This window comes from Deltaproteobacteria bacterium IMCC39524 (assembly GCA_029667085.1).
GTDB lineage: Bacteria > Desulfobacterota > Desulfuromonadia > Desulfuromonadales > BM103 > M0040.
This window is the reverse complement of the sequence record JARUHJ010000001.1, coordinates 1,174,078-1,190,720: the sequence shown is the minus strand read 5'-3', so window position 1 is coordinate 1,190,720 and position 16,643 is coordinate 1,174,078. Positions and strand designations below refer to the sequence as shown.

Sequence of the window (16,643 nt, the reverse complement as noted above, 5' to 3'; positions counted from 1 at the left end):
TACCGTGGCAACAATTACAGCAAAGATGGTTGGTGACCTGCGTGCCAAAACCGGCGCCGGAATGATGGATTGCAAGAAGGCCCTGACGGAAGCAGAAGGTGATATGGAGCAAGCCATTGACTTGCTGCGCAAGAAAGGCCTTTCCGCCGCAGCAAAGAAGTCCGGTCGTGTGGCAGCTGAAGGCATGATCGCAGCGACTGGCGATGGCAAGCGTGGAGCTCTGGTTGAGGTTAACTCTGAGACGGACTTTGTCGCCAAGAATGATGCCTTCCAGGCTTTTGCCAATGGCGTTGCCGAGGTCACCTTGAGCGAAAACCCTGCTGATGTAGACACCCTTAAAGGTCTTGCCTTTCCTGGCAGTGAGCGAAGTGTTGGTGAAGAATTGACTCACCAGATTGCAACCATCGGGGAGAATATGAACATCCGTCGTTTCGCACGTCTCGAGAGTGCTTCGGGTGTTACGGCGTCCTACGTTCACGGTGGCGGCAAGATCGGTGTTCTGGTACAACTTGATGCTGAAAAAGGTGATGACCCTCAAGTTGCAGAAACTGCGCGTATGCTGGCCATGCATGTTGCGGCGGCTAATCCTCAATACCTTTGTCGCGCAGATGTCCCGGCTGACGTTGTTGAGCGTGAAAAAGATATTATGCGTGTCAAAGCGATCGAGAGTGGCAAACCTGAAAATATTGTTGAGAAGATCATTGAAGGTCAGATCAATAAGTTTTTTGGCGAAATTTGCCTGCTTGAGCAGGTTTATGTCATTGATACTGACAAGAAGGTTGGTAAAGTTGTAGAGGCTTTGGCTAAGGATTTGGGCAGCCAGGTCACTCTTACTGCTTATTCGCGTTTCCAACTTGGCGAAGGCATTGAGAAAAAAGAAGACGACTTCGCAGCTGAAGTTGCATCAATGACCAAGTAAACTTAATCTTCACTTGTCGGCAATCATGGATTCAGGGATGACCCAATAACCACGGAGAGACCATGTCACGGAAACCCAGTTACAAGCGTATTATGCTCAAGCTCAGTGGTGAAGCTCTGGCAGGTCAGCAGGGCTATGGTATCGATCCGGACATTATCCTGGGTATCGCCAGAGAAATCCGCGAAGTTGTCGACCTGGGTGTTCAACTTGCTATTGTTATCGGTGGCGGCAATATCTTCCGTGGTCTTGCCGCCTCTTCAGCAGGTATGGACCGAGCCAGTGCCGATTACATGGGTATGCTGGCAACGGTCATGAATAGCCTTGCCTTACAGGATGCCCTGGAAAAGGCAGGCGTTATTACCCGGGTCCAGTCCGCCATAGAGATGCAGGCTATTGCTGAGCCTTACATCCGTCGCAGAGCTGTTAGACATCTCGAAAAAGGGCGTGTGGTTATTTTTGGAGCCGGTACGGGCAATCCATTTTTTACCACCGATACCGCCGCCAGCTTGCGTGCTATTGAAATTGGGGCAGAGATTATTCTTAAAGCGACCAAGGTAGACGGCGTCTATAACGCTGATCCTGCCAAAGATAAAAATGCTGTCAAATATGATCAACTGTCTTATCTGGATGTGCTCAAGCAGGGATTGGAGGTCATGGATTCTACGGCGACGTCCCTCTGCATGGATAATGACCTGCCGATTCTTGTTTTTGATCTGACGACCAGTGGCAATATTCAAAGAGTTGTTTGCGGCGAGCAGATCGGAACTGTTGTCAAAGGAGAATAATGCCATGATTGCCGATGTGAAATCCCAGGCCAATGCCGGAATGGTTAAAGCTCTGGAGGCGTTCAAGCGTGAGTTGAGTAAAGTTCGCACCGGGCGAGCCTCCCTTTCCCTGCTGGATGATATCCGGATTGATTATTACGGCACACCGACCCCTCTGAATCAGGTCGCTGCCTTGGCAGTCCCTGAATCACGCTTGATCACGATCCAACCGTGGGAAAAGAATTTGGTTGGTGAAATTGAAAAAGCCATCCTCAAATCAGATCTTGGCTTGAACCCTTCCTCCGATGGTCAACTTATTCGTCTGGCTTTCCCCCCTCTGACAGAGGAACGTCGTAAGGAGATGGTCAAGCAGGTTAAGCGTATGGGTGAAGATGCCAGGGTTGCTGTGCGCAATTGTCGCCGTGAAGCGAATGATAGCCTAAAGCAGATGGAGAAGGACAAGGACATTACTGAGGATGAATTGAAACGTGGCGAAAAAGAGGTTCAGGATGTGACCGATGACTTCGTTGGTCGTATTGATCAGGTCCTTGCTGATAAAGAAAAAGATCTTATGGAGATCTGATTTTTTCAAAAGCTTTAAAAGAGGGCTTTACGAAAGTTTCGGAAGGCCTTATCGGTTATGAGAGATGTGACTGAACGACACGATCATCGATTGAAGCCATTGGGCGCCTTTTGGGCGCCCTTTTTATTGAATTTGGTTGCTCCGGAAGCAATAGTCCTCTTGCTGTTCGTTAGTTTGGTCGGGCTGTAGATCAGGACATCGTTCTGTTGCTCGCTTTGCCTTCTCTATGCTAGATTAACGAAGGTTTACTCATTTCTTGTCAGGACTCAATTGTTATGCAGATTCCAAGACATCTCGCAATCATCATGGACGGTAACGGTCGGTGGGCCGAACAACGCCATCTACCGAGGATTCTCGGCCATCGTAAAGGTGTGGAAACGGTTCAGTCTGTTGTTGATGAATGTCTGAAACTCGGGGTTCGTTATCTGACGCTTTATGCGTTCAGTTCCGAGAACTGGGGAAGACCTCAGGATGAAGTTGAGGCTTTGATGGGTTTGCTTGGGAGCTTCTTGAAGAAAGAATTGTCGCAACTCCAGAAGCAGGGTATTCGCCTTATGGCTGTTGGCGAACTTGATCGGTTACCCAAATCAATCAATAAAATCCTGCAGAATATCATCCAGAAAACCGCCGACAATGACCGCATGGTCTTGAACCTGGCTCTTTCTTATGGCTCACGCAATGAACTGACCCGTGCGTTTCAGTCCCTTGGCAACGAAATTGCTGCGGGAAGCCTCCATGCCGAAGATATAACAGAGGAGGCGATTGGAAAGGCTCTTGATACACGAGCTATCCCGGATCCTGACCTCGTGATTCGTACGAGTGGTGAGATGCGCGTCAGTAATTTTCTCCTCTGGCAGCTTGCTTATTCCGAGCTTTACTTCACTGAGGCCTTCTGGCCGGATTTCTCCGGTGAACTGTTGTACAAGGCAATAGAGGAGTACAGCCACCGTCAGAGACGTTTTGGCCTTACGGCTGCGCAGTTGCGAAGCGAAGATTCTATAGATGGGGAGGGGAGTCATTAAAGAGAGAATTGTTACAGCGTTGATTGCGCTGCCATTGTTGATCCTCTGCGTCCTTTTCTCAAATCATGGATTCTTCGCAGGTCTGCTCTTCCTTATTACAGCTCTGGCCCTGCAAGAATTCTATCGAATGGGCCTCCCTGAAAATCGTCGCCTTGAAAGATCTCTTTCGGTGGCGGCGGGGGTCCTCTGCTGTGTTGGTTTGTCTTACGCGACCAGCACACCTTCAGTCTTGTTAAGCCTTGTCTTGCCATGTCTTGGCTTGGCTCTGCTCTATCTGTTCCGCTTTCAGGACATACAGAGCGTCAGTCGTGACCTCGCGATCAGCTTGTTTGGACTTTTGTATATCCCGCTGCTGCTGTCACATGCGGTTCTCTTGCGAGCTTTGCCGGAGGGCAAGGCGTGGATCTTCCTCGTGCTACTTGTTGTTATGGCCAGTGATTCTATGGCTTACTTCGTTGGCAGAACCTGGGGAAAGACCCGCCTTTACGAAGCGGTCAGTCCTAAAAAGAGTATTGAAGGCTCAATTGGCGGGCTTGCCGGCGGCGTCCTTGGTGCCTTGATTTGTAAACTTGTTTTTTTTGCAGAACTGGGCGCTGTCGATATATTTCTTCTGGGATTAGGGGTTGGCGCGTTCAGCCAGGTTGGTGATCTGGTTGAATCGTTGCTGAAAAGAAGTTTTGGTGTAAAGGACTCAGGCTCGCTGATCCCGGGCCACGGTGGCATCCTCGATCGTCTCGATAGTCTCCTCTTCGCTTTTCCCGTGACCTATTATTACGCCGTGTGGGTTTTTGCATGAAACGACTGGCCATTCTTGGCTCGACCGGATCGATCGGTGTGAGCACTCTGGAAATCGTTACCGAGCACCCCGACTGTTTCGAGGTTGTTGCGCTGACGGCAGGCCGAAACCTCGCCTTGCTTGAAGAGCAGATTGCACGCTTTCGTCCCCAACTTGTTGCGGTGCCAGACCAGCAAAACGCGCAGCGCCTGCGAGAACGAATCGGTGCAGACGGCCCACGGGTTCTTTATGGAACCGCCGGTCTGATCTCTTGTGCCGTAGAGTCTCCGGCCGACATGGTTGTCTCAGCCATAGTGGGGGCTGCCGGTCTTGAACCAACACTTGCTGCTATTAACGCTGGCCGGGATGTTGCTCTCGCTAACAAGGAGACGCTGGTGATCGCCGGCGAGCTGGTTATGAGTGCCGCCGCCGAATCCGGTTGCCGCCTTTTTCCTGTTGATAGTGAGCACTCGGCGATTTTTCAGTCGCTTGAAGGACATCGAAAAGCTGATGTGCGACGATTGATTCTGACAGCGTCCGGAGGGCCCTTCCGTAATTGGTCTCTCGAGGATCTGCAAGAAGTCACCCCGCAGGATGCCCTGGCACACCCTAATTGGACTATGGGCCGAAAAATCACAATTGATTCGGCAACCATGATGAACAAAGGGCTGGAGGTGATCGAAGCTCACTGGCTCTTCAATGTCCCGGTTGAGAAGATTGATGTTCATATCCATCCGGAGAGTATTGTTCATTCCCTGGTCGAGTATGTAGACGGTGCACTTCTGGCGCAGCTAGGTATCCCTGACATGAAAACGCCGATTGCCTATGCACTGACTTATCCTGAGCGGTTACCTCTTGAGTTGCCTGCCCTTGATCTTTGCCGTCTCGGTCAGTTAAATTTTGCTGCTCCAAACAGCCAATATTTCCCGTGCCTGGGGCTGGCTTACGATGCTATCAGACGCGGTGGCACGACACCCGCTGTGCTGAATGCAGCCAATGAACTGGCCGTGGATGCTTTTCTGCATGAAAAAGTTGGTTTCCTTGATATCCCACGAATCATAGGTTCGGTTGTCGAGAAACATTCAAGCAGTGCGGCTTCCAGTCTGGAACAGATTCTTTCCGCAGACGCCTGGGCTCGTCAGACCGCCCATGATGTTATCTGTGAAATCCAAGGAGCTTCTTACCCGTGATTACTATAGCCGCCGGTATCATCATGCTGGGCATTCTAGTCTTTGTTCACGAACTTGGCCATTTCTGTGTTGCCAAGTTCTGTGGCGTCAAAGTCCTTAAGTTTTCACTCGGTTTTGGTCCTCGCCTGCTCTCCCATCAATATGGTGAGACAGAATACATGATCTGCGCCATTCCCTTGGGCGGTTATGTGCAAATGCTTGGTGAGGGTGGAGGCGAGCAGGGCGAAGACGGCGAACTCGATCCAGAAGAAGAACATCGCTCGTTCTCTAAAATTCCATTATCCAGGCGTATGGCGATTGTGGCAGCCGGTCCGATTATGAACTTGGTTCTGCCCTTTATGATCTTGCCACTGGCCTATATGACAGGGATTAACCTGCCGGCCTACCTGGAAGAAAAACCCTGCGTTGGCTATGTTCTCCCCGAATCAGACGCTGAAGAGGCTGGTTTCCTGATTGGTGACTGCATTACTGCAATCAGTGGTCTGGGGGTAGAAAGTTGGACAGATACCGGTCCGGCCCTGGTGAATAGTGCCGGTGAGCCGATTGTCTTCACCTTCGAGCGCGATGGCCTTACAGCCGAACTGACCGTCGACCCAGAAAATGGTGGCCTTGAAGGTCTGCAGTCAATCGGCCTTCTGCCTGAACAAAAAGCCGTGATCGGAGGCTTGGCTCCCGCGATGCCAGCCCTTGACGCGGGCCTCGAAGAGGGCGACCTGATCCTCTCGGTTGGTGGGCGAGACATCGTCTCCTGGTATCAGCTCAAAGGCTCGATTCAGGAGACGGATGGTGAGCCCACAGCGGTTGTCGTTGAAAGAGATGGTGAGCTGCTCACTTTTGAGCTGGTGCCGGAAAAAACCGATGGCGGCGATAGCTTTCTGATCGGAGTGGCTCCTCAGCAGGAGACCCTTTTTAAACGTTTTTCTTTTGGGGCCGCTGTGACTGCAGGTGCCGAGCGTAGTCTGGATTTGATTGAACTGACACTGGTCTTTATTCAAAAATTGTTTGCCGGACATGTTTCGACCAGTAATATTGGTGGACCGATCACTGTTGTTCAGATCGCCGGACAGGCAGCACAAACAGATATCTCCAGCATCATAAGCGTGCTCGCTTTTCTAAGTATTCAACTGGGAATTCTTAACCTTTTGCCGATCCCGATCCTCGATGGTGGTCATCTCTTCTTCTACTTCTTTGAATTGGTCTTCCGCAGGCCCATCTCGTTGCGCGCCAGGGAGTGGGCTCAACAGATTGGCCTGATTCTTCTGCTCCTGTTGATGGTACTGGCTTTTTACAACGATATTGTACGTATGATAGGAAACTGACTTGCCGCCAATTCTTCTGACAATTCAGACGGCCTCTCCTGCGGGAAGTGTTGCTTTAAGTGACGGTACGCATCTGCTGGCAGAGTTCAACCTGGATTCGCGCAAAACTCCTACGGAATGGCTTTTGGCCGCGATCGAGGACCTCCTGGTCAAGACAGGGTTGACCAAGGACTCCATCGACGCTATCGGTATCGTTCGTGGTCCGGGAGCCTTTACCGGGCTACGCGTCGGTTTGGCGACGGCGAAAGGGCTTGCACTAGCGCTCGGCTGCCCCTTGGTGGGCGTATCATCGTTACAGTGCCTGGCCATGCAGCTGCCTTTCACGCAAATGCCGGTCTGTGTCATGTTGGATGCACGCAAACAAGAGGTCTACAGCTGCTTTTACCGATGGGAATCCGGTTTTCCTCGTGCTATATCAGAAGAACAGGTAGTCAAACCTGAAAAGCTCCTTGCTGAGATAACAGCTGACACTTTGTTTGTCGGTAACGGTGCCCTCGTTTACCGGTCACTGATTGTGCGACAGATGGCTTCACGAGCACATTTCCCCCCAGACTTCTTGAACTTGCCACGGGCGGGTGCTGCCGCTGCTCTTGCCCTTTCAGAATGGCAGGCTGGAGGGACTTTCTCTGCGGATGAGATGATGCCTTCTTATCTTCGTCCTTCCGAAGCGGAACTTAATTTGGCCACGAAGGAAAAATAGAGGGATTCTAGTTGACAACCCCGCTATGCGTTCGTTATTTTTTACAGACCAACCCTTTATTCCATCCATAGAATCAGGAGGTGCACATGCCAGAGAAGGACCAGGATTTGATCCAGCGTCTAAGTGAAGAGAATCCCCGTTTCCGCAAGTTGCACGAAGAACATCTTCTCTTTGAGAAAAAATTGCAGGAATATGAAGAAATGACTTACCTCTCTGATGAGGCAGATATTGAACGCAAGAAAATCCAGAAGTTAAAATTGGCCGGGAAAGACGAGATGGAGTCCATTCTTCAGGACTTGCGCCAATAGCAGATAATTAACTGAACAAAACAGGGGTCTGATGCATATCGACCCCTGTTCTTCGCATATCGACCCCTGTTCTTTTATGAGACCGGGCCACTTTTGCCTCTTCAGGTGAAAGAGCGGTCCGGTTTTGCTTTTTTGGCCTTTACCTCTTGTGCCTGCACGGGTATAAAGACCGATACATTTGTCGAAGAATCGAACAGAGTTTGTTTACAGGAGAATCGAAGGAAATGACCGAGAAACGCAGTAGTGCCATCACCCAGGGTTTTGAACGTACACCACACCGTGCTTTGTTAAAAGGAACTGGTGTTCCACAACAACAAATGGACAAACCTTTTATCGGGATTGCTTCTTCCTTTACCGACCTGATCCCTGGTCACACCGGGATGCGTGATCTCGAGCGCTTCATCGAAAAAGGTGTACACACAGGTGGTGGTCATTCCTTTATATTCGGCATCCCCGGAGTTTGCGACGGCATCGCCATGGGCCATCGCGGCATGCACTATTCTCTGCCGACCCGCGAACTGATTGCCGATATGGTTGAGTCGGTTGCCGAGGCCCATCGCCTTGATGGTCTGGTACTTCTGACCAACTGCGACAAAATCACCCCAGGCATGCTCATGGCTGCAGCGCGCCTGAATATCCCATGTATCGTTGTAACCGCCGGGCCAATGATGACCGGGTCTGGCCGCGAGGGGCGTAAATTCTCTTTTGTTACCGATACGTTTGAGGCGATGGGACAGTACAAGGCCGGTGTTATGGATGAACAGGAGTTGATGGCCTGTGAAGACAAAGCTTGTCCGACAGCCGGTTCTTGCCAAGGTCTCTTCACTGCCAACACCATGGCAATTCTTACAGAAACTCTCGGCATGAGTCTGGTGGGTTGTGGCACGGCACTGGCGGTTTCATCACTGAAACGTCGCATCGCTTTTGCCAGTGGTGAGCGCATCGTCGAACTGGTTCACGAGCAAGTTCTCCCACGGCAGATCATGACCAAGGCGGCTTTTGAAAATGCCATTCGCGTGGATCTGGCCCTCGGCGGTTCCAGCAATACCGTTCTGCATCTCTTGTCGATTGCCCGTGAAGCTGGAGTTGAACTGCCACTGGAAGAGTTTGATCGCCTTGGTCGCGAAACTCCGCAGCTCGCATCAATGAACCCCGGTGGCAAACATTTCATGGAAGACCTCGACACCGCCGGCGGTGTCCCCGGTGTCCTTTACCAGTTACGTGACCGGATCAATGATAACCCGACCTTGACCGGGCCTACTGTCAAAGAGATCGTGGCGAGCGTTGCTTCTGTGGATGAAGACGTGATTCAGCCGGTCAGTAACCCGGTGCGGGCGGAAGGTGGCCTCGCCATCCTCTCCGGTAACCTCGCGCCACTTGGTTCTGTTGTTAAACAGTCCGGGGTTTCTGAAAAGATGATGAATTTTGAAGGCCGTGCCCGCTGCTTTGATTCTGAAGAGGACGCCATGGAGGCCCTTATGGGTGGTCAGGTTGTTGCCGGTGACCTGGTGGTGATTCGTTACGAGGGGCCCAAGGGTGGCCCTGGAATGAGGGAGATGCTTGCCCCGACCGCGACCTTGATGGGTCTCGGTCTGGGCGACAGTGTCGCGCTGATTACGGATGGCCGTTTTTCCGGTGGTACGCGCGGCCCCTGTATTGGGCATATCTCTCCCGAAGCTGCCGAGGGTGGTCCGATTGCCCTGGTCGAAGACGGCGACAAGATTCTTCTGGATATCCCGAAGCGAAAGCTGGAACTGCTGGTCAACGACGATGAGCTGGCTCGTCGCAAGGCCGCCTGGAAGGCTCCCGAGGCCAAGATCAAGACGGGCTGGCTGGCTCGCTACGCCAAGGTCGTAACCTCGGCAAACACCGGTGCGGTCTGCGAGGCCTAGTTGTAAAGCAATTTTGAGTGCTGAGTTTTGAATTGTGAATTGATCATCAATTTGCAGTTTGAAATTCAAGATTTATAATTCGAACCGCTTCTTGTGGTTCGTTTGAGGAGTAAAGAAAGTGAAATTGACTGGTTCGAAAATTCTTCTGGAGAGCCTGATTCAGGAAGGCGTTGATACAATTTTTGGCTATCCCGGTGGGACGGTCATTAATATTTATGATGACCTGATGGGATCATCCATAAAGCACATCCTGACGCGTCACGAACAAGCGGCCGTACATGCTGCTGACGGTTACGCGCGCGCGACTGGCAGGGTCGGTGTCGCCATTGCAACCAGTGGTCCCGGGGCAACCAACACAATTACCGGGATTGCCAATGCTTATATGGATTCGATTCCAATGGTTGTCATTACCGGCCAGGTCCCAACGGGCCTGATTGGCAATGATGCCTTCCAGGAGGCAGACCTCGTCGGCATCACCCGGCCGATCACCAAGCATAACTACCTGGTCAAAGACATCAAGGACCTGGCCCGCATCATCAAACAGGCCTTCTACATTGCCCGGACCGGGCGGCCCGGTCCTGTGGTCATCGATTTGCCCAAGGATATCCAGATGGCCACGGCCAAATTCGAATATCCCGACAAGGTTGAGCTGCGCGGCTACAAACCCACGTTCAGCGGCAACGTGCGCATGATCGAAAAAGCTGTCAAGATGATGCTCTCTGCCAAGAAGCCCGTGCTCTACGTTGGTGGTGGTGCGACTCTGACTGATGCTCACGCTGAATTGATGGAGCTGGCGGAAATTCTGCAGGCCCCGGTTACGACGACCTTAATGGGTATGGCCAGTTTCCCGACGCGGCACCCGCTCTCTTTGGGAATGCTCGGTATGCACGGCACCTATTACGCCAATATGGCTGTCACTAACTCTGATCTGCTGATTGCTCTTGGCGCACGTTTCGATGACCGCGTCACCGGCAAGATAGACACCTTTGCGCCACACGCCAAGATCATTCATGTGGATGTTGACCCAACGTCTATCAAGAAAAACGTCCGCGTCGATCTGCCGATTGTCGGTGATTTGCGAGACGTCTTAAAGAAAATGAACAAGGCTCTCGGCGAGATGAAGGATGACGTCGCGAAAGCAAACGCTGCACACAAACCCTGGCTTGAGGAAATCTCCGCCTGGCGTAAAGAGCATCCGATGTCCTATAAACCTTCGAAAACGGAGATCAAGCCGCAGTTTGTGATTGAGAAGTTGCGCGAACTCTCCAACGACGATGCCATTGTCACGACGGAGGTCGGTCAGCACCAGATGTGGACCGCCCAGTTCTTTGACTTTACCCAGCCCCGCACTTTTCTTTCCTCGGGAGGTCTCGGCACCATGGGTTACGGCCTGCCCGCTGCGCTCGGAGCTCAGGCCGCTTTCCCCGAACGACAGGTCATTGATGTCTCCGGTGACGGCTCCTTCCAGATGAACTCCCAGGAGTTGGCCACCCTGGTTCAGTATCGGCTGCCTGTAAAAATTGTGATTCTCAACAACAACTTCCTCGGTATGGTCCGCCAATGGCAGCAGCTCTTTTTTGACAAGCGCTACAGCCAGACCTGTATGGAGCTGCCGATCGATTTCACCAAGCTCGCAGAAGCTTACGGTGCAACTGGACTCAAGGCAACCAAGCCGGAAGAGGTTGAAGAGGTGATCAAGAAGGCCTTTGCCACTCCAGGGCCGGTGATCATGGAGTTCAAGATCTCTCGTGAAGAAAACGTTATGCCGATGGTTCCTGCTGGTGCGGCACTCAATGAAATGGTTCTGGCGTCCTAATGAGGACGTGTCGCCAATAGTTTAGGAGAGGACAAAAGTTATGAGACATACCATATCCGTACTGGTGGAGAATGAATTCGGCGTGTTGACACGTATCGCCGGCCTCTTCTCCGGCCGGGGGTTCAATATTGAAAGCCTTTCGGTTGCTCCCACCCTTGATCCGACGCTTTCGCGAATGACCATCGTCACCAGTGGTGATGATCGGATTATTGAGCAGGTTAATAAACAGCTCAATAAACTGATCGACACGATCAAGGTCATTGATTTTACAAATGAAGATTTCATCGAGCGAGAGATGGCTCTGATCAAGGTCAACGCTGAAGATTCCACGCGCGCAGAGATCTTGCGAATCTGCGATATCTTCCGCGGCAAGGTCGTTGACGTGACCCCCAAGTGCTATACCGTTGAAGTGACCGGTTCACCTGTCAAGGTGAATGCAATTATCGATCTTCTGCGACCCATGGGGATCAAGGAGCTGGTTCGCTCTGGTCCGGTCGTCCTCGGTCGAGGTCCGAAAGGCTGGAAAGGGAACTGATCGTTACAGAAAGTGACGGAACTATGGCGGGCCTTATCAGGATAAATCACTGGTATGGCCCGCTCTGTTGTGTTATATACTCGATTTTTTAAACAAGAAACTCGCCTGAATGGCGGGACGAACTTTTAGAACAGAAATTTTTCTCGGGAGGAGAACAGAGAATGAAAGTTTATTATGACAAGGATGCAGATCTTTCGCTTATCAAAGGGAAGAAGGTTACGATCGTTGGTTACGGTTCCCAGGGTCATGCGCACGCTAACAACCTCAAGGATTCCGGTGTTGATGTAACCGTTGCCCTGCGTGAAGGCTCGTCATCTGCCATCAAAGCAGAAAAATCGGGTTTGAAGGTCTCGAACGTTGCTGACGGGGTTGCTGCTGCTGACGTGGTTATGATCTTGACCCCCGATGAGTTCCAGTCACAACTCTATCGTGACGAAATTGAGCCGAACATTAAGAAAGGCGCCACTCTGGCCTTCGCTCACGGTTTCGCCATCCACTACAACCAGGTTGTGCCCCGCGAAGACCTCGACGTTATCATGATCGCTCCTAAAGCTCCTGGTCACACGGTCCGCACCGAGTTTGAAAGAGGCGGCGGTATCCCTGACCTGATTGCGATCTTCCAGGATGCCTCAGGCACGGCCAAGAACGTTGCACTTTCTTATGCCAGCGCTATCGGTGGCGGTCGCACCGGAATTATCGAAACGACGTTCAAGGACGAAACTGAAACCGACCTGTTCGGCGAGCAGGCGGTCCTCTGTGGTGGCGCTGTAGAATTGGTCAAGGCCGGTTTTGAAACGCTGGTTGAAGGGGGTTATGAGCCTGAGATGGCTTACTTCGAGTGTCTGCACGAGCTTAAGTTGATCGTCGACCTGATGTACGAAGGCGGTATCGCCAACATGAATTACTCGATTTCCAACAATGCGGAATACGGTGAATATGTAACCGGTCATCGGGTGATCAATGAAGAGAGCCGCAAGGCGATGAAAGAATGCCTGGATAATATCCAGAACGGTGAATACGCCAAGCGCTTTATCCTCGAAGGGGCTTCCAATTACCCTGAGATGACGGCGCGTCGTCGCCTGAATGCAGCCCATCCGATTGAGCAGGTCGGTGAAAAATTACGTAGTATGATGCCCTGGATCAAAAAGATCGTCGACAAGACCAAAAACTAAATCCATTAACTGGCGGCGGGAGTGACATACTCCCGCCGTATCCTTTCAGACAGGCAAATACCTATGAAAAACCAACATCAGCCAATCGCTTTGGAAGGTTATCCATTTATTGCTTTATTTGCCTTCTTCTCACTCTTTTTCGCAGCCGTCGATTGGAACTGTCTGGCCACCATCGGTCTCGGCCTGACACTCTTTTCCCTCTACTTTTTTCGTAATCCTGAGCGTTTTTCCAATGAGGAAGACAATGTTTTCGTTGCGCCGGCGGATGGTAAGATTATTTTCGTCGGCAAAGTCCCTGAAAACCGATATTTTGGCGGTGAAGAGGTGACCAAGGTCAGCATTTTCATGAACGTGTTCAATGTTCATGTCAATCGTGTGCCGATCAACTGCAAGGTGATCGACCAGTTTTACAACCAGGGCCGTTTTTTCAACGCCTCTCTGGACAAGGCCAGCCTTGAGAACGAACAATCGGGCCTGCTTCTCGAAACAGACTCCGGCCTGAAAGTCCTTTGCGTGCAGATTGCCGGGTTGATTGCGCGACGGATTGTTTCTTACCCTGAGAATGGCGACTCTTTGGAACGTGGCCGTCGCTACGGCTTGATCCGTTTCGGTTCCAGGGTTGACCTGTATTTCCCCGAAGGTGTTGAGGTCTCTGCAAAACTGGGCGACATAACCGTTGCCGGAGAAAGTGTGTTGGGACACTTGAAATGAGTCGGGTGGGCGGTTCCTATGATCGCCGGGAAAGTCTGAAACGCGGCGTTTACCTTCTGCCTAACCTGGTGACAACCGGTGGCCTCTTTGCGGGCTTCTACGGCATTGTCTCGACTATGAACGGCCACTATGACCTGGCCGCCTGGCTTATCCTGATTTCAGCTGTTTTTGACGCTCTTGACGGCAAAGTCGCGCGTTTAACCGGAACCACCAGTCGTTTCGGGGTTGAATACGATTCCCTTGTGGATCTGGTCTCCTTTGGTGTTGCCCCCGGTCTGCTCATGTACTCCTGGGCTCTGCAGTCTTTTGGTAAGTTCGGTTGGCTTGCGGCCTTTCTCTATGTTGTCTGTGGCGCCTTGCGCCTGGCCCGTTTCAATGTGCAGGCCAACACCGTTGAATCGCGGCGTTTTGTGGGCCTGCCTATCCCTGCGGCTGCCGGTATGGTTGCCTCCTGCGTTCTGCTTTTCTATCATCTCGGCGGTTCGGGTACGATCAAGAAGGCCTCCATTGTCCTGCTGATCTATGTGTTGGCCTACCTGATGGTGAGTAACCACAGCTATAACTCGTTCAAAGACCCGGAGTTGTTTAAGCGTCAGCCTTTCAGTTTCCTGGTTCTGGCGATTATTTTCATTATTGTGATCGTAGCACAACCAGAAATCATGCTTTTTGGTATCTCTTCTGTGTATATGGCCTCGGGTCCTGCAAACAGTCTCCTGAAATATTTCCGGCGCAAACCGAAAGAGCAGACAGTCAAGCCTGACACCGAGCAAGACGAGCAGAGCCCTGGGGATACTTAAAGATAAAAATCATCTGATTTCTTGACAAGATGTTCGCTTTTTGATTTATTGACACAACGTTTAACAAATGCATTGAAGAGGACGAGTAGGGTCTGATGCTGTTACAGAGAGCCGGTGGTGCTGCGAACCGGTACAGATAACGACTTGAACTGACCTCGGAGCTGCGGACGTCAAAGGGCTTCACAATAAGAAGCTTGAGTAATTTCCGTCGTGAGCCTGCGTAAATGGCTAATGAAGGGTTTCGTTGCGACGAGACCAAACAGGGTGGTACCGCGAAGCTTAGCTTTCGCCCCTGACCGGGGCGGGAGCTTTTTCATTTTTTGCCTCAAACCTGTCGCCTTTACGTTAATAGGGTGCAGGGCAACGTTAAATTCCTTGAGAGGGGGTGGTTCTGTGGAATCCGATCTGGGTGAGCTTGACCTGGTCGTTATAGTTTTAAAGATCATTGCTGGTGGATTGATAGAACCCGCCCCTGTGAGCGATTAGACGAACATTTAGAGGAGTCAGTTATGAGTAAGAACCAGACGATTAAGATTTTTGATACGACCTTGCGTGATGGAGAGCAATCACCTGGCGCAAGTATGAACATCGAAGAAAAGTTGCGCATTGCCAGCCAGCTTGAGAAGCTCAACGTCGATGTCATCGAAGCGGGTTTTCCGATCGCTTCCGATGGTGATTTCGAGGCCGTTAAAAAGATCGCCCAGACGATCAAGGGCCCAGAAATTGCGGGGCTATGCCGCGCCAGTATCAAGGATATCGACCGTGCCTGGGATGCTTTGAAGTATGCCGGCGATCGCGGTCGTATTCACACCTTTATCGCGACTTCAGATATTCACATGGAGCGCAAGCTGCAAATGGCGCCTGCCAAGGTTCTCGAGACGGCAGTGAAAGCAGTTAAGCACGCGGTATCTTATACCCCCAACGTCGAGTTCTCGTGCGAGGACGCGGTACGGACCCGTTTGCCATTTTTGGCCGAGATGGTTGAAGCTGTCATCGATGCGGGGGCGACCACGGTTAATATCCCTGACACCGTCGGTTATTCGATTCCCTTTGAGTATTTCAATATCATCAAGTACTTGAAAGACAATGTGCCAAATATTGACAAGGCTGTCATCTCCGTCCATTGCCATAACGATCTCGGTTTGGCGGTTGCCAATTCTCTGGCCGCGATCCAGGCGGGTGCCGGCCAGGTGGAGTGTACCATCAACGGGATTGGCGAACGTGCCGGCAACTGTTCTCTTGAAGAAGTTGTCATGGCCTTACGGACCCGCAGAGACATTATGCCGTATGAGAACAATATCAACACGGAGCATATCTATGCGGCCAGCCGTTTGCTCTCAACGGTCACCGGCATAGCCGTGCAGCCCAACAAAGCCATCGTCGGCGCCAATGCTTTTGCTCACGAAGCCGGTATTCATCAGCATGGTGTTTTGATGGACAAGGAAACCTACGAGATCATGACACCTGAGTCGATCGGGCTCAATGCCAACAAGCTTGTCCTTGGCAAGCATTCAGGCCGTCACGCTTTTGTCGCTCGCCTGAACGAACTTGGTTATGATTTGCCCAAGGAAGATGTCGAGAAAGCCTTCGTTCGCTTCAAAGCTTTGGCGGACAAGAAGAAAGAAATCTTTGATGAAGATCTTGATGCCATCGTCGCCGATGAAATTATTCGGGTTCCGGAGATTGTCAAGCTTGTGCAGATGAATGTCTCTTCCGGTTCTTTTGCAGCGCCAACTGCGACTGTGGAGCTCGAGGTTAAAGGCAAGCTGAAGAGAGTGGCCGTTATGGGCGATGGCCCGGTCGATGCGACATTTAAAGCGATTAAAAAATTGACTGGTATGAAGCCTTACCTGGTGAATTATTCCGTCGGTTCAATAACGGGTGGTACCGATGCCCTGGGCGAGTGCACCGTGAGACTTGAGCATGAAGGCCACGAGGTCTTGGGACAGGGCTCGCATTCAGATATCATTGTTGCCAGTGCCAAGGCATACATCAACGCTCTTAATAAAGCTTTGGATGTTGCCCAGCGCACCAAGGTGGAAATTTAAATCGTTTCAGATTCGCCGGCAGTTTTTCCTGCCGGCGAATTTTCATAATTGTGCAAAGAGTGTGTCGTGAGCCTTCCCAACCAGAGGACTCA

16 protein-coding genes and 1 other annotated feature are annotated in these 16,643 nt (G+C 51.4%); all 16 genes read left to right on the top strand.

The features are described from left to right. Nucleotides 1–4 precede the first annotated feature (4 nt). The 16 genes from tsf to P9J64_05430 all read left to right on the top strand — a co-directional run bounded on the left by tsf (nt 5) and on the right by P9J64_05430 (nt 16,551). Entirely contained in the window at nt 5–919 is a 915-nt protein-coding gene (gene tsf, locus P9J64_05505; GenBank protein ID MDG5467779.1) for a translation elongation factor Ts, read from the top strand. A 62-nt stretch (nt 920–981) separates the two neighbouring features. After that, entirely contained in the window at nt 982–1,704 is a 723-nt protein-coding gene (gene pyrH, locus P9J64_05500) for a UMP kinase (GenBank protein ID MDG5467778.1), read from the top strand. Between the two features lie 4 nt (nt 1,705–1,708). After that, nucleotides 1,709–2,266 carry a ribosome recycling factor gene (gene frr / locus P9J64_05495; GenBank protein ID MDG5467777.1) on the top strand — a complete coding sequence of 186 codons (558 nt, stop codon included), beginning with the start codon at nt 1,709–1,711 and terminating at the stop codon, nt 2,264–2,266. A gap of 275 nt (nt 2,267–2,541) precedes the next feature. Then, nucleotides 2,542–3,288 (top strand): isoprenyl transferase, encoded by a 747-nt coding sequence (locus P9J64_05490; GenBank protein ID MDG5467776.1) that lies wholly within the window; start codon nt 2,542–2,544, stop codon nt 3,286–3,288. Then, nucleotides 3,269–4,084, top strand: a complete 816-nt coding sequence (locus P9J64_05485) for a phosphatidate cytidylyltransferase (GenBank protein MDG5467775.1) — start codon at nt 3,269–3,271, stop codon at nt 4,082–4,084. Before P9J64_05490 ends, P9J64_05485 begins: the two co-directional genes overlap by 20 nt. Then, a complete protein-coding gene (locus P9J64_05480; protein ID MDG5467774.1) occupies nt 4,081–5,253 on the top strand; it encodes a 1-deoxy-D-xylulose-5-phosphate reductoisomerase in 1,173 nt (390 codons plus the stop codon). Before P9J64_05485 ends, P9J64_05480 begins: the two co-directional genes overlap by 4 nt. Further along, on the top strand, nt 5,250–6,572 hold the full coding sequence (gene rseP, locus P9J64_05475) for an RIP metalloprotease RseP (GenBank protein ID MDG5467773.1): 1,323 nt from the start codon (nt 5,250–5,252) through the stop codon (nt 6,570–6,572). Before P9J64_05480 ends, rseP begins: the two co-directional genes overlap by 4 nt. 1 nt (nt 6,573) lies before the next feature. Continuing rightward, nucleotides 6,574–7,272, top strand: a complete 699-nt coding sequence (tsaB, locus tag P9J64_05470; protein MDG5467772.1) for a tRNA (adenosine(37)-N6)-threonylcarbamoyltransferase complex dimerization subunit type 1 TsaB — start codon at nt 6,574–6,576, stop codon at nt 7,270–7,272. A gap of 86 nt (nt 7,273–7,358) precedes the next feature. Then, on the top strand, nt 7,359–7,580 hold the full coding sequence (locus P9J64_05465; GenBank protein MDG5467771.1) for a DUF465 domain-containing protein: 222 nt from the start codon (nt 7,359–7,361) through the stop codon (nt 7,578–7,580). Between the two features lie 224 nt (nt 7,581–7,804). Then, a complete protein-coding gene (gene ilvD, locus P9J64_05460; GenBank protein MDG5467770.1) occupies nt 7,805–9,472 on the top strand; it encodes a dihydroxy-acid dehydratase in 1,668 nt (555 codons plus the stop codon). A 118-nt stretch (nt 9,473–9,590) separates the two neighbouring features. Next, nucleotides 9,591–11,288, top strand: a complete 1,698-nt coding sequence (gene ilvB, locus P9J64_05455; GenBank protein ID MDG5467769.1) for a biosynthetic-type acetolactate synthase large subunit — start codon at nt 9,591–9,593, stop codon at nt 11,286–11,288. Between the two features lie 40 nt (nt 11,289–11,328). Beyond that, nucleotides 11,329–11,823 (top strand): acetolactate synthase small subunit, encoded by a 495-nt coding sequence (ilvN, locus tag P9J64_05450; GenBank protein ID MDG5467768.1) that lies wholly within the window; start codon nt 11,329–11,331, stop codon nt 11,821–11,823. Nucleotides 11,824–11,984: 161 nt separating this feature from the next. After that, nucleotides 11,985–12,995: a ketol-acid reductoisomerase gene (gene ilvC / locus P9J64_05445; GenBank protein ID MDG5467767.1), complete on the top strand. Its 1,011-nt coding sequence runs from the start codon at nt 11,985–11,987 to the stop codon at nt 12,993–12,995. A 63-nt stretch (nt 12,996–13,058) separates the two neighbouring features. Continuing rightward, entirely contained in the window at nt 13,059–13,706 is a 648-nt protein-coding gene (locus P9J64_05440; GenBank protein MDG5467766.1) for a phosphatidylserine decarboxylase family protein, read from the top strand. Further along, entirely contained in the window at nt 13,703–14,503 is an 801-nt protein-coding gene (gene pssA / locus P9J64_05435; GenBank protein ID MDG5467765.1) for a CDP-diacylglycerol--serine O-phosphatidyltransferase, read from the top strand. The genes P9J64_05440 and pssA overlap by 4 nt, the downstream gene beginning before the upstream one ends. Before the next feature lie 63 nt (nt 14,504–14,566). Then, nucleotides 14,567–14,800: a binding site (T-box leader), on the top strand. Nucleotides 14,801–15,012: 212 nt separating this feature from the next. Then, a complete protein-coding gene (locus P9J64_05430; protein ID MDG5467764.1) occupies nt 15,013–16,551 on the top strand; it encodes a 2-isopropylmalate synthase in 1,539 nt (512 codons plus the stop codon). Nucleotides 16,552–16,643 lie beyond the last annotated feature (92 nt).

Excerpts from the sequence above, each read along its gene's own strand:
- P9J64_05465 (MDG5467771.1), top strand. The coding sequence starts at position 7,359 with ATGCCAGAGAAGGACCAGGATTTGATCCAGCGTCTAAGTGAAGAGAAT.
- P9J64_05490 (MDG5467776.1), top strand. The coding sequence starts at position 2,542 with ATGCAGATTCCAAGACATCTCGCAATCATCATGGACGGTAACGGTCGG.
- pyrH (MDG5467778.1), top strand. The coding sequence starts at position 982 with ATGTCACGGAAACCCAGTTACAAGCGTATTATGCTCAAGCTCAGTGGT.
- ilvD (MDG5467770.1), top strand. The coding sequence starts at position 7,805 with ATGACCGAGAAACGCAGTAGTGCCATCACCCAGGGTTTTGAACGTACA.
- frr (MDG5467777.1), top strand. The coding sequence starts at position 1,709 with ATGATTGCCGATGTGAAATCCCAGGCCAATGCCGGAATGGTTAAAGCT.
- pssA (MDG5467765.1), top strand. The coding sequence starts at position 13,703 with ATGAGTCGGGTGGGCGGTTCCTATGATCGCCGGGAAAGTCTGAAACGC.
- P9J64_05430 (MDG5467764.1), top strand. The coding sequence starts at position 15,013 with ATGAGTAAGAACCAGACGATTAAGATTTTTGATACGACCTTGCGTGAT.
- ilvC (MDG5467767.1), top strand. The coding sequence starts at position 11,985 with ATGAAAGTTTATTATGACAAGGATGCAGATCTTTCGCTTATCAAAGGG.
- P9J64_05485 (MDG5467775.1), top strand. The coding sequence starts at position 3,269 with ATGGGGAGGGGAGTCATTAAAGAGAGAATTGTTACAGCGTTGATTGCG.
- ilvN (MDG5467768.1), top strand. The coding sequence starts at position 11,329 with ATGAGACATACCATATCCGTACTGGTGGAGAATGAATTCGGCGTGTTG.
- P9J64_05440 (MDG5467766.1), top strand. The coding sequence starts at position 13,059 with ATGAAAAACCAACATCAGCCAATCGCTTTGGAAGGTTATCCATTTATT.
- P9J64_05480 (MDG5467774.1), top strand. The coding sequence starts at position 4,081 with ATGAAACGACTGGCCATTCTTGGCTCGACCGGATCGATCGGTGTGAGC.